General features: G+C 72.6%; 19 protein-coding genes. 12 read left to right on the forward strand and 7 right to left on the reverse strand.

Going from position 1 to position 20,452, the window contains the following annotated elements:
- From trpD to GWK16_RS01310, 4 genes are read left to right on the forward strand one after another with little or no spacing between them, the layout of a single operon-like run.
- A complete protein-coding gene (gene trpD, locus GWK16_RS01295; protein WP_170052168.1) occupies positions 1-1,026 on the forward strand; it encodes an anthranilate phosphoribosyltransferase in 1,026 nt (341 codons plus the stop codon).
- Positions 1,023-1,862, forward strand: coding sequence for an indole-3-glycerol phosphate synthase TrpC (gene trpC, locus GWK16_RS01300; protein WP_248291073.1), 840 nt, complete (start codon positions 1,023-1,025; stop codon positions 1,860-1,862). The genes trpD and trpC overlap by 4 nt, the downstream gene beginning before the upstream one ends.
- A 12-nt stretch (positions 1,863-1,874) precedes the next feature.
- A complete protein-coding gene (moaC, locus tag GWK16_RS01305; protein WP_170052169.1) occupies positions 1,875-2,345 on the forward strand; it encodes a cyclic pyranopterin monophosphate synthase MoaC in 471 nt (156 codons plus the stop codon).
- Positions 2,335-3,552 (forward strand): molybdopterin molybdotransferase MoeA, encoded by a 1,218-nt coding sequence (locus GWK16_RS01310; RefSeq protein ID WP_338144365.1) that lies wholly within the window; start codon positions 2,335-2,337, stop codon positions 3,550-3,552. The genes moaC and GWK16_RS01310 overlap by 11 nt, the downstream gene beginning before the upstream one ends.
- Here GWK16_RS01310 and GWK16_RS01315 read toward each other — a convergent pair.
- Positions 3,549-4,871: a C69 family dipeptidase gene (locus GWK16_RS01315; RefSeq protein WP_170052171.1), complete on the reverse strand. Its 1,323-nt coding sequence runs from the start codon at positions 4,869-4,871 to the stop codon at positions 3,549-3,551. The two genes, GWK16_RS01310 and GWK16_RS01315, sit on opposite strands and share 4 nt — an antisense overlap.
- A 55-nt stretch (positions 4,872-4,926) precedes the next feature.
- Between GWK16_RS01315 and GWK16_RS01320 the strand changes: the two genes are divergently transcribed.
- Together GWK16_RS01320 and GWK16_RS01325 are read left to right on the forward strand one after the other, a co-directional pair.
- Entirely contained in the window at positions 4,927-6,531 is a 1,605-nt protein-coding gene (locus GWK16_RS01320; protein ID WP_170052172.1) for a GMC family oxidoreductase, read from the forward strand.
- 18 nt (positions 6,532-6,549) lie between these two features.
- Positions 6,550-8,139, forward strand: a complete 1,590-nt coding sequence (locus GWK16_RS01325) for an ABC transporter substrate-binding protein (RefSeq protein ID WP_170052173.1) — start codon at positions 6,550-6,552, stop codon at positions 8,137-8,139.
- 107 nt (positions 8,140-8,246) lie between these two features.
- Here GWK16_RS01325 and GWK16_RS01330 read toward each other — a convergent pair whose 3' ends face one another.
- Both GWK16_RS01330 and GWK16_RS01335 read right to left on the reverse strand, forming a co-directional pair.
- Positions 8,247-8,444, reverse strand: a complete 198-nt coding sequence (locus GWK16_RS01330) for a hypothetical protein (protein ID WP_170052174.1) — start codon at positions 8,442-8,444, stop codon at positions 8,247-8,249.
- A gap of 31 nt (positions 8,445-8,475) precedes the next feature.
- Positions 8,476-9,294 (reverse strand): glycosyltransferase family 2 protein, encoded by an 819-nt coding sequence (locus GWK16_RS01335; RefSeq protein ID WP_170052175.1) that lies wholly within the window; start codon positions 9,292-9,294, stop codon positions 8,476-8,478.
- Between the two features lie 175 nt (positions 9,295-9,469).
- Here GWK16_RS01335 and lexA point away from each other — a divergent pair, with 175 nt between their 5' ends.
- Positions 9,470-10,192, forward strand: coding sequence for a transcriptional repressor LexA (gene lexA, locus GWK16_RS01340; RefSeq protein WP_170052176.1), 723 nt, complete (start codon positions 9,470-9,472; stop codon positions 10,190-10,192).
- Positions 10,193-10,308: 116 nt separating this feature from the next.
- Here the strand turns inward: lexA and GWK16_RS25480 are convergent, their stop codons facing one another.
- A complete protein-coding gene (locus GWK16_RS25480; protein WP_277613535.1) occupies positions 10,309-12,459 on the reverse strand; it encodes a ComEC/Rec2 family competence protein in 2,151 nt (716 codons plus the stop codon).
- Between the two features lie 116 nt (positions 12,460-12,575).
- On the opposite strand from GWK16_RS25480, the gene gltX reads away from it, so the two are divergent.
- The gene (gltX, locus tag GWK16_RS01350; protein ID WP_170052177.1) at positions 12,576-13,970 is read left to right on the forward strand and encodes a glutamate--tRNA ligase; all 1,395 of its coding nucleotides are present in this window, start codon (positions 12,576-12,578) and stop codon (positions 13,968-13,970) included.
- A gap of 33 nt (positions 13,971-14,003) precedes the next feature.
- Here the strand turns inward: gltX and GWK16_RS01355 are convergent, their stop codons facing one another.
- Positions 14,004-15,005, reverse strand: a complete 1,002-nt coding sequence (locus GWK16_RS01355; protein ID WP_170052178.1) for a hypothetical protein — start codon at positions 15,003-15,005, stop codon at positions 14,004-14,006.
- A gap of 89 nt (positions 15,006-15,094) precedes the next feature.
- Here GWK16_RS01355 and GWK16_RS01360 point away from each other — a divergent pair, with 89 nt between their 5' ends.
- Positions 15,095-16,165 (forward strand): mandelate racemase/muconate lactonizing enzyme family protein, encoded by a 1,071-nt coding sequence (locus GWK16_RS01360; RefSeq protein WP_170052179.1) that lies wholly within the window; start codon positions 15,095-15,097, stop codon positions 16,163-16,165.
- A 6-nt stretch (positions 16,166-16,171) separates the two neighbouring features.
- On the opposite strand, the gene GWK16_RS01365 is transcribed toward GWK16_RS01360, so the two are convergent.
- Entirely contained in the window at positions 16,172-17,419 is a 1,248-nt protein-coding gene (locus GWK16_RS01365) for a flavin-dependent oxidoreductase (protein WP_170052180.1), read from the reverse strand.
- 115 nt (positions 17,420-17,534) lie between these two features.
- On the opposite strand from GWK16_RS01365, the gene GWK16_RS01370 reads away from it, so the two are divergent.
- Both GWK16_RS01370 and GWK16_RS01375 read left to right on the forward strand, forming a co-directional pair.
- Positions 17,535-18,341: an SDR family NAD(P)-dependent oxidoreductase gene (locus tag GWK16_RS01370; RefSeq protein ID WP_170052181.1), complete on the forward strand. Its 807-nt coding sequence runs from the start codon at positions 17,535-17,537 to the stop codon at positions 18,339-18,341.
- Positions 18,342-18,348: 7 nt separating this feature from the next.
- Positions 18,349-18,825, forward strand: a complete 477-nt coding sequence (locus GWK16_RS01375) for a hypothetical protein (protein WP_170052182.1) — start codon at positions 18,349-18,351, stop codon at positions 18,823-18,825.
- 7 nt (positions 18,826-18,832) lie between these two features.
- On the opposite strand, the gene GWK16_RS01380 is transcribed toward GWK16_RS01375, so the two are convergent.
- On the reverse strand, positions 18,833-19,924 hold the full coding sequence (locus tag GWK16_RS01380) for an isocitrate/isopropylmalate dehydrogenase family protein (protein ID WP_170052183.1): 1,092 nt from the start codon (positions 19,922-19,924) through the stop codon (positions 18,833-18,835).
- A gap of 113 nt (positions 19,925-20,037) precedes the next feature.
- Here GWK16_RS01380 and GWK16_RS01385 point away from each other — a divergent pair, with 113 nt between their 5' ends.
- Positions 20,038-20,427, forward strand: a complete 390-nt coding sequence (locus GWK16_RS01385; RefSeq protein WP_170052184.1) for a flagellar FliJ family protein — start codon at positions 20,038-20,040, stop codon at positions 20,425-20,427.
- Positions 20,428-20,452: the final 25 nt, after the last annotated feature.

Genomic DNA, 20,452 nt, shown 5'->3' on the forward strand with positions numbered 1-20,452 from the left:
ATGTCCCTCAAACCGATCCTGGCGCGTCTCGCCGCTGCGGAGCGCCTGAACGAGGCTGCCTCCGAGGAGGCCTTCGGCATCATCATGGAGGGCGAGGCGACGCCCGCGCAGATCGCGGGCCTGCTGATGGCCATGCGCGTGCGCGGGGAAACCGTCGCCGAAATGACCGGCGCGGTGCGCGCCATGCGCGCCCGCATGACCGCGATCGATGCGCCCGCGGATGCGATCGACATCGTCGGTACCGGCGGGGATGCGGCGGGCACGCTCAACATCTCGACCACGACGGCGATGGTCGTCGCGGGTTGCGGGGTGCCGGTCGCCAAGCACGGCAACCGCGCGCTGTCGTCGAAATCCGGCGCGGCCGATGCGATCGCGGCGCTGGGCATCTCCCTCGACGTGCCGATCGAACGCCTGCCGGGCGTGCTGAAGGACGCCGGCATGGTGTTCCTGATGGCGCCGCGGCACCATGCCTCGATGCGCCATGCGGCCGGCCCGCGGGTCGAGCTCGGCACGCGGACCATCTTCAACCTGCTCGGGCCGCTTGCGAACCCTGCGCGGGTCAAACGCCAGATGACCGGCGCCTTCGCCCCCGAATGGCTGCGCCCGATGGCGGAGACGCTGGCGCGCCTCGGCACCGAGCGCGCCTGGCTGGTTCACGGCCAGGGGCTCGATGAACTCACGCTTGCCGGCGAAAGCCACGTCGTCTCGCTCGAGGCCGACGGCACCTTCCGCGAATTCACCGTCGCCCCCGAGGATGCCGGCCTGCCGCGCGCCCCGGCCGAGGCGCTGAAGGGCGGCGACCCGGCACAGAACGCCGTCGCGCTCGAAGCCCTGCTGAACGGCGCGCCCGGCGCCTACCGCGACGTGGTGTTGCTGAATGCCGCCGCGGCGCTGATCGTCGCCGGCCGGGCCCATGACCTGCGCGAGGGGGCCGCCATCGCCGCCCGCGCCATCGACGAAGGAGCGGCGCTCGGCGTATTGACGCGCCTCCGCGCCGCCTGCCCCCCCAAGGACGCTGCCGCATGAACGCGCCCCACATCATGACCGCCCCGGCCGACGCCACCTCGGTGCCGGATGTCCTGGTCCGCATCCTCGCCGACAAGGAGAAGGAGGTCGCCGAGCGCATGGCCGCGACCTCCCAGTCCGAAATCGAGAAGGCCGCGGCCCACGCCCCCCCCGTGCGCGACTTCGTCGGTGCGCTGTGCCACCGCATCGGGGAAGGCCGGACCGGGCTGATCGCCGAGATCAAGCGCGCCTCGCCCTCGGGCGGGCTGATCCGCGATCCGTTCGATCCGCCCGCGCTCGCCAAGGCGTACGAGGAAGGCGGGGCGGCTTGCCTGTCGATCCTGACCGACACGCCCTATTTCCAGGGCAAGCGGGAGGACCTCGAGGCCGCGCGCGCCGCCTGCGACCTGCCGGTACTGCGCAAGGACTTCATGATCCACCCCTGGCAGGTCTTCGAGGCCCGGGCCATGGGCGCGGATTGCATCCTGCTGATCATGGCGGCGCTGTCGGACGACATGGCGACGGAACTGCTCGGCATCGCGCGTTCGCTGGACATGTCGGTGCTGGTCGAGGTGCACGACAAGCGCGAACTCGACCGCGCGCTCGGTCTCAACACGCGGCTGATCGGCATCAACAACCGCAATCTGCGCACGCTGAAGACCGACATCGCGACGACCGAGGACCTGGCCCCGCATGTGCCCGCCGACCGTCTGCCGGTCGCCGAGAGCGGCATCCGCACCCCCGTCGATGTCCGCCGCATGGCGGCCGCCGGCGCGCATTGCATCCTGGTCGGCGAACACCTGATGCGGCAGGCCGACGTCGCTGCCGCGGCGCGCGAGCTTGTCGACGCGCGCTGAGGGACCGGCGCCATGGCGCTGACCCATTTCGACGCGGCCGGACGGGCCGCGATGGTGGATGTCTCGGCCAAGGACGAGACCTCCCGCACCGCGACCGCGCGCGGGCGCATCGTCATGCAGCCCGCGACGCTCGCGCTGATCAGGGACGGCCGGGCGGGCAAGGGCGACGTGCTCGGCATCGCGCGCATCGCCGGCATCATGGCGGCGAAGAAGACGTCGGAGCTCATCCCGCTCTGCCATCCGTTGATGATCTCGAAGGTGACGGTCGACCTCGAGCCCGAGGGCGAGGACGCGGTCGCGATCGAGGCGACGGTGAAGCTCTCCGGCCGGACGGGCGTGGAGATGGAGGCGCTGACCGCCGTCACCGTCGCGGCGCTGACCGTCTACGACATGGTCAAGGCGGTCGACCGGTCGATGCGCATCGAGGATGTCCGCCTGGTGCACAAGGCCGGCGGCAAGTCGGGCGAGTTCCGTGGCGAGTGACCTCCTCCCCGTCGAGGAGGCCCGCGCGCGCATCCTCGCCGCGCTGGCGCCGACCGCGGCCGAGACCGTCGCGCTGCCCGAGGCCGCGGGCCGCGTGCTGGCGCGCCCCGTCGCCGCGCGGCTGACCCAGCCGCCGGCGGATGTCTCGGCGATGGACGGCTATGCGGTGCGGGCGGCCGATGCGGTCGAGGGCGCGACGCTGTCCATGATCGGGTCCGCCCCGGCCGGGCGCCCCTTCGCGGGCGAGGTCGGTCCCGGCCAGGCGGTGCGCATCTTCACCGGCGGCTTCGTGCCCGCCGGCGCCGAGGCGATCCTGCTGCAGGAGGACGCGACGGCCGAAGGCACCGCCGTCCGCGTGAACGAGACGGTGAAGGCCGGCCGCTGGATCCGCCGCCGTGGCCTCGACTTCACGGAAGGGCATGAGGTCCTGGCGGCGGGGCGAAAGCTGACGGCGCGCGACATCGGCCTCGCCGCAGCGTCGAACAATCCGTGGCTCGCGGTGCATCGCAAGCCGCGCATCGGCATCCTCGCGACCGGGGACGAGATCGCGCTGCCCGGAGACCCGATCCCGGCCGGTGGCATCGTCTCCTCCAACGCACATGCGCTCGCCGCGCTGGTGAAGGGCGCGGGCGGCGATCCCGTCGTGCTGCCCATCGCGCCCGACGACACCCACGCCATCGCCGAGGTCGCCGGCACCGCCCATGCCTTCGACCTGCTGGTCACCACCGGCGGCGCGAGCGTGGGCGAGCACGACCTGATCCAGAAGGCGCTGGGCGGCGAAGGCTTCGAGCTCGGCTTCTGGAAGATCGCGATGCGGCCGGGCAAGCCGCTGATCTGGGGTCGGCTGGGCCGCACGCCGGTGCTGGGGCTGCCGGGCAATCCGGTCTCGGCCCTGGTCTGCGGCGTGGTCTTCCTGATCCCGGCCATCGGGCGGCTGTCCGGCCTGCCGGGGGATCCGCCGCCGACGCGGCGCCTCATCACCGCCGTGCCGATCGCGGAGAACGACCGGCGCGCCGATCATCTGCGGTCCGCGATCTCCTACGATTCCGAAGGGCGGATGCGCGTCACGCCGGCGGAGATGCAGGATTCCTCCATGCTCGCGACGCTGGCGCGCGCCGATGCGCTGGTGCTGCGCGCGCCCTTCGCCCGCGCCCTGCCGGCAGGGGCGGAGGTCGAGGCGATCGTCCTCGCCGATCTCGGCGTCTAGGCCGCGCGCGGCGCCCGCCGCGTCGGCGCGGCGGCCAGGCGGTCGTGCTGCGCCCAGGAGTCCACGAATTCCGCGGCAAGGCCCCGCTTCGGGCGCGCATCGGCCCACCGGCGTTCCATGGCGTCGGCCTCGGCCCAGCAGGCGGCGACCGCGGCCGCAGGATCGCCGCCGGGCTGCAGCGCGTCCTCGATGCGCGCGGCGAAGCGAGCTTCGGTCGCGTCGCGGTCCTCGGCATGGCCAGCGAGCCACGCAGCGAAGTCGCCGGTCACCGCGGCACGGTGGATCGCCTCATGCTGCCACCAGCGCGTCGCGGGATCGGACTGATCGGTCGGCGGCGGTCCCATGGCGGGCAGCGGCAGACCAGCGATCAACGGCCGGAACAGCGCCGTGCAGGGCGCGGAGGCCGCCGTCACCCAATGCACGGCGCGCCCGTCAGCGCGCAGGTCGGACACCAGCGATCCCACCGTCTGGCCGCGGCGCTCGTTGTCCAGCGCATGCATGCAGATGGTGCGGCCTACCGTGTCGACCGGATGCCAGTGCGGGCCGGTGTCGGCCCCGTGGTCGCGCAGCGTGCGCATCATGTCGGCGATGGTCAGCGCGCCCGACCGCGCGGAGAGCAGCGTCGTCGCGCGGTTGCAGCGCAGCCGCCCGCGCGAGACGGCGTCGCGCGCCTCGTCCAGGAAGCGTCCCGCCATGTCCAGCGCCTGCGGCGCCGCGACGCCGGCGAGTGCGAGCAGCGACGGGCTCGCGCGATCCGCGGCGCCGATTGACAGCGCGTTCGAGATGGCACGCACGCCGCGCACCCGCTCCACCGCCCAGTGCCGGCCCATGGTCTCGAGCACGAAGGCCTCGCGATGGTCGGCGACGATGAATCCGTTGTCGTAGAAGTGCTCGTGCAGGTGGCCGCAATCGCCGCCCTGCCCATGCGTCTCGAGCAGCGCGACGATGACCTCCACCGCCTCGGCGGCGGTGGCCCCGCGCTCGAGGCCGAGGCGCAGCAGGTCCATCCCGATCAGCGCCGCCCTGCGCGAGGGCGGGACGGTGCCGAACACGGCCTCATTGCCGATGACGACGCCGTGCTCGTTCGCGCCCATCTCCGCGCCCCAGCACCAGAAGGGGCGCGAGAGCAGCACGGCATGCGTTTCCGCCGCCTGCGGGATCTCGATGTAGGTGCAGCGCAGTCGCGTCCCCGACGCGTGACGCGCGCGCGGATGCCATTCGACCGCCTGCGCCTCGTTGCGCTCGCGATCGCTGTTCTTGGCGAAGAGCACGCCGCCGGCCGCCGTCGCGGGCGGCAGCGCCACCATCGTGTCGCACATCGCGCACCTCCGCCGCGATCTTCCCAGGTCCCGGAGGTCATGCCAACGTCCGGTCATGACCACAGAGACGATCGAGGCCGACTATGTTGTCGTCGGCGCCGGCAGCGCGGGCTGCGTCCTGGCCTCGCGGCTGTCGGAGACTCCGGGCGTCTCGGTGCTGCTGGTCGAGGCCGGCACGCGGGAGCGTATCGGCCTGACGCGCATGCCCGCCGCGCTGATGCGCACGATCGGCAACCCGCGCTACGACTGGGGCTATCGCTCCGAGCCCGACCCCACGCGCAACGGACTGGTCGAGGACTGGCCGCGCGGCAAGGTGCCGGGCGGGTCGTCCGCCATCAACGGGATGATCTTCATCCGCGGCGCGGCGGCGGATTACGACGCGTGGGAATCGCTCGGCTGCGCCGGCTGGGGCTGGCGCGACGTGCTGCCGCTGTTCCGCAGGATGGAAACCGCGGATGCGCCGGACAATGCGACGCGCGGCGGGATGGGGCCGCAGCGCGTCTCCGCGCTCGCCTGGCGACACCCTGTCGCATCCGACTTCATCGCGAGCGGCGTCGCCGCCGGCATCCCGGCGAATGACGATTTGAACGGCGCATCCCACGAAGGCATCGCCTGGAACCAGGGATCGACGCGCAACGGGCTGCGCCATTCGGCCTGGGACGCCTTCATCCGGCCGAACCTGGCGCGGCCGAACCTGCGCACGATGGATGGCGTGCTGGTCCAGCGCATCACCTTCGAGGGGCGTCGCGCCAGCGGCCTCGCCGCGACGCGCAACGGCGCGGCGCTGGCCGTCCGCGCGCGACGCGAAGTGATCCTGACAGCCGGCGCGATCAACTCGCCGCAGCTGCTGATGCTCTCGGGCGTCGGCGAAACGAGCGAACTTGCCGCGCATGGCATCGCGACGGTGGCCGACAGCCCGGAGGTCGGGCGGAACCTGATGGAGCATCCCGGCCTCTACGTGCAGGCCGAGCTCACCGTGCCGACCGTGAACGCCGAGGCGGCGCCGCTGCGCGCCGCCTGGCAGTTCCTGCGCTGGGCAGCGGGGCGCCCTTCCCCCTTCGGCGTGCCGACGGCGCAGGTGCTCGCCTTCCTGCGCAGCCATCCGGAGGCGGCGGAACCTGACCTGCAGTTCCACCTCTTTCCCTATGGCTCGGTGCTGAAGGACGGGAAGCGGATCATCCCGCGGCGCAATCTCGCGACGATCCTCGTGAACGTGAACCATCCGCGCTCGCGCGGGCGGCTCGCGCTGCGTTCGGCCGATCCGGCGGCGCCGATCGCCATTCATCCGCGGCTGCTCGACGACGACCAGGATGTCGAGACGCTGCTGCGCGGCCTCGGCTGGGTGCGGCGGATGGCGACGACCGCGCCGTTCGGGGACAAGGTGAAGGCGTTGATCGGCGTGCCGCCCGCCGCTGCGGGGCGCGAGGCCGACATCGCCTTCCTGCGCTCCGCCGCGCGGCCCTTCTACCACCCCGCCGGCACCTGCCGCATGGGCGCCGATGCGCGCGCCGTCGTCGCGCCCGACCTGCGGGTGAACGGCGTCTCGGCCCTACGCGTCGCCGACATCTCGATCTTCCCGCGCCACATCGCGGGCAACACCAACGCCACCGCGCTGATGATCGGCGAGAAGGCCGCCGAGCTCGTCACGCAGGCATCCTGAGCGAAGGAGAAACGCACAATGTTCGGAACCTGGACGCGCCGTGCCGCGGTGGCGGCGGCGATCGCGCTGCCCGCGGCGGCGCAGGCGCAGATACCGGCGGGCCAGCAGCCCGCCAGCCAGATCACCGCGGTGATGCAGGCCGATGTGCGGATCATGGATCCGCATGTCTCGACGGTCTACATCACGCGCAACTTCGCCTACATGATCTGGGACACGCTGTTCGCGATGGACAGCGAGGGCAACATCCGCCCGCAGATGGTGGACAGCCACACCGTCTCTGACGATCGGATGACCTGGACCTTCACGCTGCGCGAAGGCCTGAAGTTCCATGACGGCCAGCCCGTCACCTCGGCCGACGTCATCGCGAGCCTGCGGCGCTGGGGTCCGGGCGACGGGCTCGGGCGGCACCTGATGGCGGCGACCGCCTCGATGGACGTGGTCGACGCCCGCACCTTCCGCATCGTGCTGAACCGACCCTTCGGCCTGGTGCTCGACGCGCTCGGCAAGCCGTCCTCGCTGGTGCCGGCGATCATGCCGGAACGCCTGGCGCAGCGCCCGCGTACCGAGCAGAACAGCGAGCTGATCGGCTCCGGCCCCTTCGTGTTCCGGCGCGATCTCTCGGTCTCCGGCGCGACGCAGGTCTTCGACCGCTTCCGCGACTACCGCCCGCGCAACGAGCCCGCGAACTTCCTCGCGGGCGGCAAGCACGTGCATGTGGACCGCGTGATCTGGCGCGTCATCCCGGACGCGGCGACGGCGGCCAATGCGCTGACGACCGGCGAGGTCGACTTCATCGAGATGCCGGCCTTCGACCTGCTGCCGCTGCTGCGCCGCAACCGCGGCGTGACGGTCGTGCCGCTCGCGGGTCCGTCCATGTGGCAGGGCTTCGTGCGCGTGAACTCCGCGGCCGGACCCTTTGCCGATCCGGCGGTGCGCCGCGTGCTGATGATGGCGGTGGACCAGTCGCAGGGGCCGACGGCGCTCGGGGCGACCGGGGATCTCTCCATTCCGCAATGCCTCAGCTTCTGGATGTGCGGCGGCGCGCTCGAGACCACCGCCGGCAGCGAGATCGCCGCGCGGCCCGACGTCGCCCGTGCGCGGGAGGCGCTTCGCCAGACCAACTACCGCGGCGAGCCCGTCATCATCATGCAGGCGACCGACATCGACGCCCCGCGCGTCGGCAGCGAGGTCGTCGCGGCGCGCCTGCGGGAGGTCGGCTTCAATGTCGAGCTGCAGGCCATGGATTGGGGCACGGTGGTCGCACGGCGTGCGCGGCGCGATGCCTCCTGGTCGCTGTTCGGCGTGCATGCGCAGGGCTTCGACCTCGCCTCGCCGCTGACGCATTTCTACATCGGCACCAACTGCCAGGACTTCCCCGGCTGGCATTGCGACGAACGGCTGACGCCGCTGCTGGAACGCTTCTCCCAGGCCGCGACGCTCGAGGAACGGCGCGCCATCGCGGCCGACATCCAGCGCATCGCCTTCGAGATCGTGCCGGCCGTGATCTGGGGGCAGTTCAGCCAGCCCATCGCCTACCGCTCGAATCTGCAGGGCGTCATCCCCTCGGGCATTCCGGTGTTCTGGAACATCCGCCGCACCGGACGCTGAGCATCGGACGCGGAGGCCGAGCCCCTCGGCCTCCGCATTCGCGCTATCGAGGGCGAGATCGGGATCGCCCAACAGACCGAGCCCCGCGGCAAAGGCGGGCTTGGCCGTCACGCCGTTGCGCTTGAGGTCGAGCACGCTCCGCGCATCGCCGGACCGAGGCGCCACAGCTGCTCATGTTCGGCGCGCAGGTGGCGACAGCCCATCTGCGCAGCGATCGGGAAGGTGCCGGCCGGCGCCGCATCGAAGGACGCGAGCACCTCCATGATGCCAAGGCCGCGCGGCGTTGCGGCGAGCAGCGCCGGCACGTCCCGCCAATCGGGCTCCGCATAGGCGCCGTCAGGCGCCGCGGCGATCGAGCCAGGCCGCGACGGCCCGGTGATAGTCGCCCAGCCCCGGCCGCGTCCCGACCACCCGGTTCATCGCCCGCCAGCGCCGCAGCACCCGCGCGGCGGCGGCTGCATGGGCGCCGAAGCCGAAGCCGTCGCCCCGGATCGCGGCGAGCGCGCGCGCGTATTCGGCATCGAAGCGTTCCCACGGCGTGTCCGTCGCCTGGCCGGGGCGCAGCTGGTAGCGGTAGGCGAGCGATCCCGCGACGGGCACCTCGCCCCCCGCCGCGGCGAGCGCGCGCAGGTCGAACAGCACATCGTCGATCAGGCGGAAATCCGAGAAGGGCTGCACCAGATCCCGCCGCGCCATGAGGTGGAGGGAGGAGAAGGCCTCCCGCCAGGCGGCGAAGCCGAAGACGGCGGTACCCGCGGGCGGCATGCGCCGGACCTCGGCGCCCGCCGGATCGCGCACGATGCTCGGCACCGCCACCGCCCCGGCCTGCCGCGCCAGCGCAAGCGCCTGCGCGATGGCGTCCGGTGAGCCTTCCAGCGCGTCGTCGCCGTCGAGAATCATCACGAAGGCGCCGGTGGCGATCGCGAGGGCGCGGTTCCGCGCCGCATGGGCGCCGCTGCGCACCGGCCCGACCGGGGTGAAGCGCAGACGGGGGTCGGGCGGCAGCAGGGGCGCGTAGTCCGTGCCGTCATCCGAGGCGACCACGACCTCGACCGACGCCCCGGCGGCGCGGTCCAGCACCGAGGCCACCGCCCCCGGCACCAGGTCCTGCAGGCGGTGCGCGGCAATGATCAACGACACATCGGCAGGGGACATTCCCTGCGAATACCCACAGGCGCGACGAGACGCAAAGCCGCCCCGCACAACCTGTCCACAGGTCTTCCACATCCGAATGCAATTGACTGTGACTTCGGAACCTTTCTAGAACGCCGTATCAGTTGCCGGTTTGTTCCGCCCGATTCGCGCGGCCGGCCTGAGGAGGAGGGGCTGGATGCTCACGCGGAAGCAGCACGAGCTGCTGATATTCATCGACCGCCATCTGCGTGAGACGGGCTTCTCCCCGTCCTTCGAGGAAATGAAGGCTGCGCTCGCGCTCAAGTCGAAGTCGGGCATCCACCGGCTGATCACGGCGCTCGAGGAACGCGGCTTCCTGCGCCGCCGCGCCCATCGTGCCCGCGCGCTCGAAGTCATCCGCCTGCCGGAGAATCTCGCGCCCCGTCCCCCCCGCGCCGCCCCCAAGGCGCCCGAAGCGCCGCTGGGGCCGAATGTCATCCGCGGCCCCTTCGCCGCCAGCATCGCGCCGCGCCCGCAGCCCGAGAGCAACGACAACGCGGCGGTCACCCTGCCGCTCTATGGCCGCATCGCGGCCGGCGTGCCGATCGAGGCGCTGCGCGACAACGGCACCAGCGTCGACGTGCCGGCCGCGCTGATCGGCAGCGGCGACCACTACGCGCTCGAGGTCGCGGGCGATTCCATGATCGACGCCGGGATCCTCGACGGCGACACGGTCATCATCAACCGCGCCGACACGGCCGAGAACGGCGCCATCGTCGTCGCCCTGGTCGACGAGAACGAAGTGACGCTGAAGCGCCTGCGCCGCCGCGGCAATTCCATCGCCCTCGAACCGGCCAATCCGCGGCACGAGACGCGCATCTTCGGCCCCGACCGGGTGAAGGTGCAGGGCCGCCTGGTGGGGCTGCTGCGCCGCTACTGAGGCCTGATACCGGCACGACGAAGGATGGGGCTTCGTCGCCCCGGTGTCCGCTCCCGGTGTCGCGCGGCCCGCGCGCCATGCCCGGCGGCCGGAGGTCGAATCTTCGGCCGCCGGTATCATTCGACCGGCGCGGGCGGCAGGTCCTCCCGCGCCCGCGGCGTCGGCACAGGCGGCACCCAGGGCCGCGCGCCGCGCCAGGCACGATCCGAAACGACGACAGCGCCGTCTGTCCCGAGCCAGATGGCATGGGGACCGTTCCGCCAGACGGCGAAGCGGTCCACGACCAGGCTCGCCGAACAGCGGCCGCGGACGGGCTCGGCCGCGACGATCACCGCGGCGCGGCCACAGGCCTCGGGCGATGGCGTGCCGCGCAGCAGCAGCGCCGCCGGCCCGTCCGGCGCGGCGCGCAGGGTGCAGGCGGCTGGGCCGCAGCGGATCGCGCCCGCCGCGGCCTCGCCCTGCGCCGGCAGGGGCCGCGCCTCGGCGAAGCCGTGCGCGCGCAGCCAGGCGTCGCGCGTCAGGCTGGACGCGCCGGATTGCCGCTGCAACCATAGCGCGCCCTCCGCCGCGAAGCCGATCAGCCGCGCATCGCCCGACACGAACAGGTCCGGCGGGCGGTGCAGGGCCGGGCTCGTCAACCCCAGCAGCATCGCGGGCAGGCCGAGCCACCGCCAGCGCGCCCTCCAAAGGCACAGCCACAGCATTCCTGCGCCGAAGACCAGCAGCCCCCAGGCCGGGATCGGACGTGCCCCGGTCGCGGCCCCCGGCCAGGACGCGACTTCGCGCGCGACGGCCAGCACCGCCTCGCAGCCCCAGCCCATCACCGCGAGCGCCGGGCCGTCCAGGCCGAGCGGCATCAGCGCCGCGGCGAGCATCCCCGCCGGCATGACCAGCACCGAGGTCAGCGGCACCGCCACCGCGTTGGCCGCCACCCCGTACCATTGCAGCCGCCCGAAATGCGCGAGGCCGAAGGGCGCCGTCGCCAGCCCCGCCAGCACCGAAGTCCCGATCAGCGCCGCCGCCGCGACCAGGGCGCGCCGCCACCACTGCCCTTCCCCGCGCAGACGCGCCATCGGGCTCTTCAGCGCATCCCACCCGCTGATCAGGGCCAGGACCGCCGCGAAGGACATCTGGAAGGACGGGCCGAGCAGCTGCGCCGGCGCGATCGCCATCACCGCCGCCGCCGCGAGCGCCAGACTGCGCAATGAGATCGCCAGCCGCCCCGCCAGCAGCGCCAGCGTCACCAGCGCCGCGGAGGCGAAGGATCGCTGCATGGGCACCTCGGCCCCGGTCAGCAGCATGTAGAAGCCGCCCGCGCCCAAGGCGGCGACGCCCGCCCAGGCCTTGCCGTCCACCCGCAGCGCGAGCCAGCGCCAGCAGGCGATCGCCAGCCGCACCAGCCAGAAGGCCACGCCCATCACGATGGCAATGTGCAGGCCGGACACCGAGAGCAGGTGCGCCAGCCCGGAATCGCGCATGGCAGCGAGATCGGCGCGCGGGATGGCGCTCTGCCCGCCGGTCAGCAGCGCGGCGGCGACGGCCCCGGCGGCGCCGGGAACCGCGGCGGTGACGCGGGCCTCGATGGAAGCGCGCAGCCCGGCGAGCGGCGGCGCCGCGCCCTCGCCCGCCGCGACCTCGGCCGGACCGATGGCGAAGCCGGCACCGCCCTGCCCGGCGAAGAAGGCCGCGCGCTGGAAATCCCAGGCGCCGGGATAGGCCGGGGAGGATGGCGCGCGCACCAGGGCACGGACGGTCAGCGTATCCCCCGGCGCCGGGCGGGCCGGGTCGTTGGCGCGGAGCCGGACGCGGAAGGTCCGGGGCTGGGGCGGGTCCTCGGGCGCGAAGCGGACCTCGCCCAGCGTGACGCGGCGGCCTTCCGGCAGCAGGTCGACGTCCTGCACCACGCCGGTCAGCACGATGGCGCGCAGCGGCGGGGCGGCCATGGGCGGGGCGGTCACCGCATGCAGCAGGGCCGTTCCGAAGCCGAGCCATCCCGCCGCGACCAGCCCGATCGCCCAGCCCGCATGGGGCGCCCGCCGCGCCAGCCACCAGGCGAGTGCGACCAGCAGCGGCGCCGGCGCCGCCCACCAGACCGAGGGTTCCTCCCGCAGCCCGAAATAGACGAGGATCCCCGCTCCCATCGCGACCGCGAGCCAGGGCGCGAGCCGCCCGCGCTCGGCCGCCAGCAGCGCGTCGATGCGCAGGGCGGCGCCGGCGATCGGGGCAGGATCTCGCGCGACGGTGCTGGACAGGGACTGGTTCCGCAACCTGGGCGTTCATTCTATCCGCCCTGCCGACGGCGCGGGAGAGGTTTGCAGCCGCGGGTTCACCACCGGGCGCCGATCTGGTCTAAGGGGCGCCTCCGCGTTCGAGCCAAGGCACCATGACCGTCCGTACCCGCTTCGCCCCCTCGCCGACCGGCTACCTGCACATCGGTGGCGCCCGCACCGCGCTGTTCAACTACCTGTTCGCGCGCCACCACAAAGGCACCTACCTGCTGCGCATCGAGGACACGGACAAGGAACGCTCGACCCAGGCGGCGGTCGACCAGATCATGGAAAGCCTGACCTGGCTCGGCCTGATGCCGGACGAGCCGCCGGTCTTCCAGGCGGCGCGGGAGCCGCGGCATGCCGAGATCGCCCATGCCCTGCTCGCCATGGGCAAGGCCTATCGCTGCTGGGCGACGCCCGAGGAGCTCGCCGAGATGCGGGAGAAGGCGATGGCCGAGGGGCGCCCGCCCCGCTACGACCGCCGCTGGCGCGACCGCGCGCCGGGCCCCGAGCAGGAGGGCAAGCCCTTCGCCATCCGCATCAAGGCCCCGATCGAGGGCGAGACGGTGGTGAAGGACCTGGTGCAGGGCGAGGTGCGCGTCGCGAACACCGAGCTGGATGACATGATCATCCTGCGCTCGGACGGCACGCCGACCTACCTGCATGCGGTGGTGGTGGACGACCACGACATGGACATCACCCATGTCATCCGCGGCGACGACCACCTGACCAACACCTTCCGCCAGTGCATGGTCTATGACGCGATGGGCTGGCGCCGGCCGCACTTCGCGCACATCCCGCTGATCCACGGCGCGGACGGGGCGAAGCTGTCGAAGCGCCACGGTGCGGTGTCAGTGCTCGACTTCCGTGACCAGGGCTACCTGCCGGAAGCGGTGTGCAACTACCTGATGCGCCTCGGCTGGGGCCATGGCGACGAGGAGGTGGTGCCGCGCGACCGCGCCATCGAGCTCTTCGACCTCAAGGACGTGGGGCGCGCCGCCTCGCGCATGGACTACGCGAAGCTGACGCATCTCAACGGCGTCTACCTGCGCCAGGCGGATGACGCGCGGCTGACGCGCGCCGTGCTCGAGCTGATGGCCAGGCGCGGCGTGCTGTTCGGCACCGACGGCGCCGAGCGCATCGGGATGCTGATGCCCGACCTCAAGGAACGCGCGCGCACGCTGGAGGAACTGGCCGGCTCCGCGGCCTTCGCGGCCTCCGAGGGCCTGCCCGCGATCGACGAGAAGGCCCTCGCGCTGCTGACGCCGGAGGTGAAGGCGCGGCTTCTCGACATCGCGGAGTTCCTCAGCGGGGCGCCGTGGGAGAAGGCGGACCTCGAGCAGTGGCTGCGCGACTATGCCGAGGTGAAGGGCGTGAAGCTGAAGGACGTGGCGCAGCCGCTGCGCGCCGCGCTCTGCGGCAGCCTGACCAGCCCGCCGATCAATTCGGTGCTCTGGGCGCTGGGGCGTGAGGAAGCGCTGTCGCGGATCATCGCCGCGGCGGCGTGACGGCAGTTCGAGAATGCGCCGAGAGGCGCATTCTCAGGCGCTGATGCGCCAGGCCAGCGGCCCGGTCCGCTCGATCCGCGCGAAGCGGTCATGGGCGGCGAGCGCGCCCGCCAGCAGGTCCGACCACGCGACGACCATCGCGTCGTGCGGATGCGCGATGCCGCGCAGCAGCGCGAGATCCATGATGGTCACCGTCAGGCCGTCCTCGCCTTCGCTGACGGTGGCGGTATCGCCGGACGCGGCGAACATCGCGCGGAGGAACGCCGCGAAGCCCCGCTCCGCGGTGCCGAGCGCTGCCGCGGTCTCGTGGAACAGCTGCATCGCCACCAGCCGCGCGGCGAGGCCGAGCAGGTGCCCGCCCTCCATCGGCCCGAACAGCGCCACCGCCTCCTGCAGCGCCGTGCGGCAATATTCCATCGCATAGCCGCGCTTGGCCTTGGCGATCCGCTCGGCCGGCCAGTCGGCGGCGGGCAGGCGCGGCGCCGTGGCGGGATCGAAGCGCGGCATGCGCTCGCCGCGCGCGAAGCGCAGCCGTTCCTCGGGCGGGAGGTCGCGGTCATGCTCGATGTAGTAGCCCTCGAGCCCCGGATCGCCGTCCACCGTCTGCCCCGTGCAGACGAAGCCGAGGCCGAGGCGGCCCAGCATCACGCCGTTATTGGCGTGCCAGCCGCGCAGCATCGCGGGGTTCACCTCGGAGGGGATGCCGCAGATGGTCGCACCGGGCCAGATCCAGCGTGGCGGCGGGTAGCGGATCCAGGCCTTGGTGGGGCTCTCCTCGACATACTCGACGCCCACGCCGCCGATGAAGTTCGAGAGGTAGTGGTAGCGCGCCGCCGCCACCGCCGGCGGCAGCCCGTCGAGACCGAGCTTCTTCAAGCCGGACATGAAGGTCGCCTGCTGCTGGCGGCGGAAGATGCGGAACACCAGCTCCGCCGCATCGCGCGACCCCCGGCGCGAGACCGCCGTCAGCACGATCCCGGTGAACCAGGCGTGGTGCCAGTCGCCCACCGCTTCCCAGGCCGCGCGGTCGCTCATGGTGACGATTTCCTCCGATGCCCGGCTTCTGTCCGCCGGCGCAGGGCGGCAGTATCGGGGCAAGCCGCGTCGCGCGGAAGGGAACGACCATGAAGATCACCCGCGTCACCACGCATCATCACCGCACCGATTTCACCTATGGCGCCAGCGCCGGCGGCGTCGGCGGCAACCTGCACCTCAAGGCGATGGACACGCTGCTGGTACGCGTCGAGACCGATGCCGGAATCCATGGCTGGGGCGAAGGCTTCGGCTTCACCCTGGTCGAGACGACGAAGGACGCGGTGGACCGGCTGATCGGCCCCGCCTGCATCGGCCAGGATGCACGTGACATCGCCGGACTAACGCGCATGCTCGCGCGCCGCTTCCACAATTTCGGGCGGAATGGGCCGGTCACCTTCGGGATCTCGGCGATCGACATCGCGCTGTGGGACATCCGCGCCAAGGCCGCGGGCAAGCCCCTGCACGCGCTGCTCGGTCAGGCGGCGCGGCGGGAGGTGCCGGCCTATGCCTCCCTGCTGCGCTATGGCGTGCCCGATGACGTCGCGCGCAACACGACCGAGGCGCTGTCGCGCGGCTATCGCCACATCAAGCTGCACGAGGTCGACCTGCGCTGCATCCGCGCCGCGCGTGACGCCGCACCGGGCGTGCCGCTGATGCTCGACATCAACTGCGCCTGGGACACCGAGGCCGAGGCGGTGCAGTTCTGCGAGGACGTCGCCGCGGTCGATCCCGCCTGGGTCGAGGAACCGATCTGGCCGCCCGAGGACATCCCCGCCATCGCGCGCATCCGCGCCCTCTCCCCGGTGCCGATCTCGGCCGGCGAGTGCAACGGCACGGTCGAGGATTTCTGCCGCATGTTCGAGACGCGCGCGGTTGATGTCGCGCAGCCCTCGATCACCAAGATCGGCGGCATGTCCGCGATGCTCGAGATCGCGGAACTGGCGCGCGAGACGGGGGTGCGCCTGGTGCCGCACTGCCCCTATTTCGGCCCGGGGTTGCTCGCGACGCTGCATTTCCTCGCCGCGACCGAGGAAGCCGAGCCGATCGAGATCTACTTCGCCGACCTCGCGCGCGCGCCCTATGGCGAGGCGCTGGTGCCGCGCGGCGGCGTCATCCCGGTGCCGACGGCGCCGGGGCTGGGCTACGAGCCGACCCCCTGACGCGCGTCACGCCGCCTTGCGCGGCGGCGTGAGGCTCGGGCGGGCATTGAGCGTCGAAGGCTCGAAGCCCGCCAGGCGCTTGTAGTGCGCGGCGATCTCGGCGCGCTCGGCGTGCGGCATCACCGCCTCGATGTCGGCGAAGCCGTCCGGCGCGCGCGCCTCGGCGATGTCGAGCACGCTGTCCGGGCCATCCCCGCGCGTCGCGGCGACGAGCGCGGCGGTCGCGGGGCGGCGGATCGCCTCATAGGCCTCCATCGCCGCGACGGGATCCGCGATGGTCGCGAGCTTCAGCGCCAGCGTGCGCGCATCGAGGATGCCCTGCGACGCGCCGTTCGACCCGATCGGATAGAGCGGATGCGCGGCATCGCCCAGCAGCGTCACCCGCCCATGCGTCCAGCGCGGCAGCGGGTCGCGGTCCACCATCGGGAATTCGTAGACCGACTGCGCCGAGCGGATCAGCGCGGGGATGTCGAGCCAGGGGAAGCGCCAGTCGGCGAAGGTCTGCTGGAAATCCTCGATTCGGCCGGGGCGGTTCCAGTCCTCCCGCTTCCATTCCTGGTTCGGGTCGACGCGGCGCTCGGCGATCCAGTTGGTCAGCTTCCGCCCGTCGGGCAGGTCCTTGATGGGATAGACGACGAACTTGTCGTTGCGGTTGCCCGCCACCGCCATGGTCGCCCCGGTCAGGAAGGGATCGGCGATGCTGGTCGCGCGCCACAGGATCGCGCCGTTCCAGATCGGCGGGCCCTCGTTCGGGTAGAACACCGCACGCGCGGCGGAATGGATGCCGTCGGCGGCGATCAGCACATCCCCGCGCACCGCGCGCCCGTCATCGAGGCGCAGCGTCACGCCCGCCGCGTCCTGCTCGAAGCCGGCCATCCGCGCGCCGAGATGGATGCGCGCATCGCCCAGCCGCTCTTGCGCCGCCGCGAGCAATTCGAGGTGCAGGTAGCCGCGATGGATCGAGACCTGCGGCCAGGAATAGCCGGCGAGGCGCCCGCGCGGCTCGGACCAGATCATCTGGCCGAGGCGATTGGCGTAGGCGAGTTCCTGTGTGACGATGCCCGCGCCGGCCACGCGTTCCTGCAGGCCGAGTTCGGTCAGTTCCCGCATCGCATGAGGCAGGACGTTGATGCCGACGCCCAGGGGGCGGATCTCCGGCGCCTGCTCGAAGACCTCGCAATCGATCCCGGCCTGGTGCAGCGACAGCGCGAGGGTCAGCCCCCCGATACCGCCACCGGCGATGAGTACGCGCATGATCGGCCTCTTCCCTTTCGCGCCGGACAATAGCCGCGCGGCCGCGCCGGGTCAGCCCTGGCCCGATCGCCACGCCTGATCCAGGCTGGGGTGGATTGCGGAGGGAGCAAGGGTCATGGGGCGTGTCGTCCTGATCACCGGCGCCGCGGGCGGCATCGGCAAGGCCATGGTGGAATCGACGCTGGCGGCCGGGCACGCCGTCGCGGCACTGGACCGCGACCGGGTGGGGCTCGATGCCCTGGCCGCGGCGCATCCTGGCGCGGCGCTGCACCCGATCGTCGCCGACCTCGGGACCGAGACCGGCTGCCGGGAGGGCCTGGCTGCCGCCGCCGCGCGCTTCGGCCGCGTCGATGCGGTGGTGAACAATGCCGGCATCGGCGTGTCGAGCCTGCGACCCGATGCCGAGACGCGGCTGCCCTCCATCGAGGAGCTCGACGCCGCCACCTGGGACCGCTTCTTCGCCATCAACGTCCGCGCGCCGATGCTGCTGCTGCGGGAAGCGCTGCCGATGATGCGCGCCGCGGGCTGGGGGCGCGTGGTGAACAACACGACCTCCTTCCGCACCATGCTGCGTGTCCTGCCCTATGGATCGACCAAGGCGGCGCTGGAGGCGGCCTCGGCGGTCTGGGCGGAGGAACTGGCCGGCACCGGCATCACCGTGAACGTGCTCATCCCGGGCGGGCCGACCGATACGCCCTTCATCGGCGCCGGGGCGACCTGGCCGCGCGAGCAGATGCTGCGCCCGGCCGTGATGGGCCCGCCGCTCGCCTGGCTGCTGTCGGACGCCGCGCAGGGCATCACGGGTCAGCGGATCACCGCCGGGCGGTGGGATGCGGCGGCGCCCGAGGCCGCAACGGCGATGCGCCCGATCGGCTGGCCGGAACTCGCCGCCGACGCGGTCTGGCTGCAGGCGAAGCGCTGACGCGGCGATGGGCCGGACGACGGAGCTGCGCCGGGCCGTCGCCGACGCTTTCGTGCCGGTGGCCGAGGCGGCCGGGTTCCGTCCCGACCACCGCCGGATGCCCACCACGCTGACCTTCCGCCGGAGCGTCGGCGGTCAGGTGCAGATCCTCGAAATCCAGTGGGAGAAGTACGGCCGTCCGCGCTTCGTCCTCGACTACGGCGCCTGCCCTGGCGGGGGCTTCGCGATCGACGGCCGCGTCTTCCCGCCCGAGGAAGTCTTCGCCGGCTGGCTGCCAGCGTCCGGGCGCCTGAAGCCAGGCCGCGGCCTGGGGCCGGGTGCCTGGTTCCGCCAGGACCGGCCGCTGCTGCAGCGGCTGCTCGGCCGCGGCGCGCTGCGCCCGGCGACGGAGGTCGCCGCCGAACTCGTCGCCCTGTTCCCCGAGGTGCTGCGGGCGCTGGATGATGGGGTGCGCGGCCCGCACATCACCCCGCTGCAGCCGTGACGCGTCGTCAGCCGCCGATACGCGCCGCCACGGCCCGCGCGGCCGCCGCCGTGCCGTCGCTGCCGCCGATATCGGGGGTGCGCAGCCCGTCCGCGAAGGCCCGATCCACCGCCGCGTCGAGTTCGGCCGCCGCATCGGCATAGGCCTGGCCCGCACCCTTCCCGGCCAGCCAGTCCAGCATCATCGCCGCGGACAGGATCGTCGCCGTTGGGTTCGCCAGCCCCTTTCCCGCGATGTCGGGCGCGGTGCCGTGCGCCGGCTGGAACACCGCATGGGTGTCGCCGATGTCGGCGGATGGCGCGAAGCCCATGCCCCCCACAAGCCCAGCGCCGAGGTCGGAGAGGATGTCGCCGAACATGTTCTCGGTCGGCAGCACGTCGAAGGCCCAGGGCTTGCGCACCAGGTCGAGCGCCATGGCATCGACGTAGTGCGCGCCATGCGCGACGTCGGGGAATTCCGTCGCGACCTCGTTGAAGATGCCGCGCATGAAGGCGAAGGCGCGGAAGACGTTCGCCTTGTCGACCAGCGTCACCGTGCCCTTGCGGCCGCGCCGCGCGGCGCGCTGCTGCGCGAGGCGGAAGGAGAAGCGCGCGAGCTTCTCGGTCACCGGCCGCGTGATGCGCAGCGTCTCCTCGGCCATGTCGTGCGTGACGGTGCCGCGGTCGCGGGAGAAGAACAGGCCTTCGGTGCTCTCGCGCACGATCACCAGGTCGATGTCGCGCGCACGCGGATCGGCGAGCGCCACGGGCACGCCCGGCAGCGCGCGGAAGGGTCGCACGCCGGCATAGAGATTGAGGCGGAAGCGCAGGTCGAGCTGCGGTGCGATCTCGGTCCCGTCGGTGGTGCGGATCTCGGGCCAGCCCATCGCACCGAGCAGGATGGCGTCGGCCTTCGCGGCCTTCTCGAAGGTCTCCTCGCTCATCGCCGTGCCGGTGTCCCGGTAGCAGAAGGCGCCGGCGCGCAGATGCTCGAAGTCGAGGCCGAGATTGTGCCGCTTCGCCAGCGGCTCGAGCACCGCGAGCGTCGCCTGCGTCACTTCCGTGCCGATGCCGTCGCCGGGCAGGACGGCGATGCGGAGCGTGTTGGACGGCGTGGGCATGGGCGCTTCCTCGGGACGGCTTTGCGGCCTTGTCCCATGCGTGTCGCCCCCACGCCAGGGTCGCGGCTTCACCGGGCCGCAACTTTCGCCCGCTACAGACGAAGCACGAAGGCATGCCCAGAGACCCCCTCGCCATCCTTGCCCGGCTGCGCCGGATCGACACGGACGCCGCCCGGCTGCGCCTCGCCGGGGCGCAGGCGCACCTGGCCGCGCAGCAGGACGCCGTGGCGGCGATCGAGCGCGAGCTTCGCGCCGAGCATCCGGAGGACGCGCCGCGGACCTATGGCGACTTCCTCGCCCGCATGCTCGCCGCGCGGCACCAGCAGGCGGCCGCCCTAGCACGCGCCGGCGCGGCACTGGACGCCGAGCGGGACGCGCTCGTCGCGGCCCGGACGCAGGAGAAGGTGCTGGACGCGCTGCGCGACCGCCGCGCCGCCGCCGAACGCCGCGACGGGCTGCGCCGCGAACAGGCGCGGTTGGAGGATGCGATCCCGCGGGGTTAGTCTCCGGCCGTTCCGGAGGAAACCC

Origin of the sequence: Neoroseomonas marina (assembly GCF_012927745.1) — a bacterium.
Taxonomy (GTDB): domain Bacteria; phylum Pseudomonadota; class Alphaproteobacteria; order Acetobacterales; family Acetobacteraceae; genus Neoroseomonas; species Neoroseomonas marina.

Coding starts and splice junctions, on each gene's coding strand:
- GWK16_RS01385 (WP_170052184.1), top strand. CDS start 20,038: ATGCCCAGAGACCCCCTCGCCATCCTTGCCCGGCTGCGCCGGATCGAC.
- trpD (WP_170052168.1), top strand. CDS start 1: ATGTCCCTCAAACCGATCCTGGCGCGTCTCGCCGCTGCGGAGCGCCTG.
- moaC (WP_170052169.1), top strand. CDS start 1,875: ATGGCGCTGACCCATTTCGACGCGGCCGGACGGGCCGCGATGGTGGAT.
- GWK16_RS01325 (WP_170052173.1), top strand. CDS start 6,550: ATGTTCGGAACCTGGACGCGCCGTGCCGCGGTGGCGGCGGCGATCGCG.
- GWK16_RS01335 (WP_170052175.1), bottom strand. CDS start 9,294: ATGTCCCCTGCCGATGTGTCGTTGATCATTGCCGCGCACCGCCTGCAG.
- GWK16_RS01380 (WP_170052183.1), bottom strand. CDS start 19,924: ATGCCCACGCCGTCCAACACGCTCCGCATCGCCGTCCTGCCCGGCGAC.
- trpC (WP_248291073.1), top strand. CDS start 1,023: ATGAACGCGCCCCACATCATGACCGCCCCGGCCGACGCCACCTCGGTG.
- GWK16_RS01360 (WP_170052179.1), top strand. CDS start 15,095: ATGAAGATCACCCGCGTCACCACGCATCATCACCGCACCGATTTCACC.
- lexA (WP_170052176.1), top strand. CDS start 9,470: ATGCTCACGCGGAAGCAGCACGAGCTGCTGATATTCATCGACCGCCAT.
- GWK16_RS01355 (WP_170052178.1), bottom strand. CDS start 15,005: ATGAGCGACCGCGCGGCCTGGGAAGCGGTGGGCGACTGGCACCACGCC.
- GWK16_RS01320 (WP_170052172.1), top strand. CDS start 4,927: ATGACCACAGAGACGATCGAGGCCGACTATGTTGTCGTCGGCGCCGGC.
- gltX (WP_170052177.1), top strand. CDS start 12,576: ATGACCGTCCGTACCCGCTTCGCCCCCTCGCCGACCGGCTACCTGCAC.
- GWK16_RS01370 (WP_170052181.1), top strand. CDS start 17,535: ATGGGGCGTGTCGTCCTGATCACCGGCGCCGCGGGCGGCATCGGCAAG.
- GWK16_RS01315 (WP_170052171.1), bottom strand. CDS start 4,871: ATGTGCGACACGATGGTGGCGCTGCCGCCCGCGACGGCGGCCGGCGGC.
- GWK16_RS01365 (WP_170052180.1), bottom strand. CDS start 17,419: ATGCGCGTACTCATCGCCGGTGGCGGTATCGGGGGGCTGACCCTCGCG.
- GWK16_RS01375 (WP_170052182.1), top strand. CDS start 18,349: ATGGGCCGGACGACGGAGCTGCGCCGGGCCGTCGCCGACGCTTTCGTG.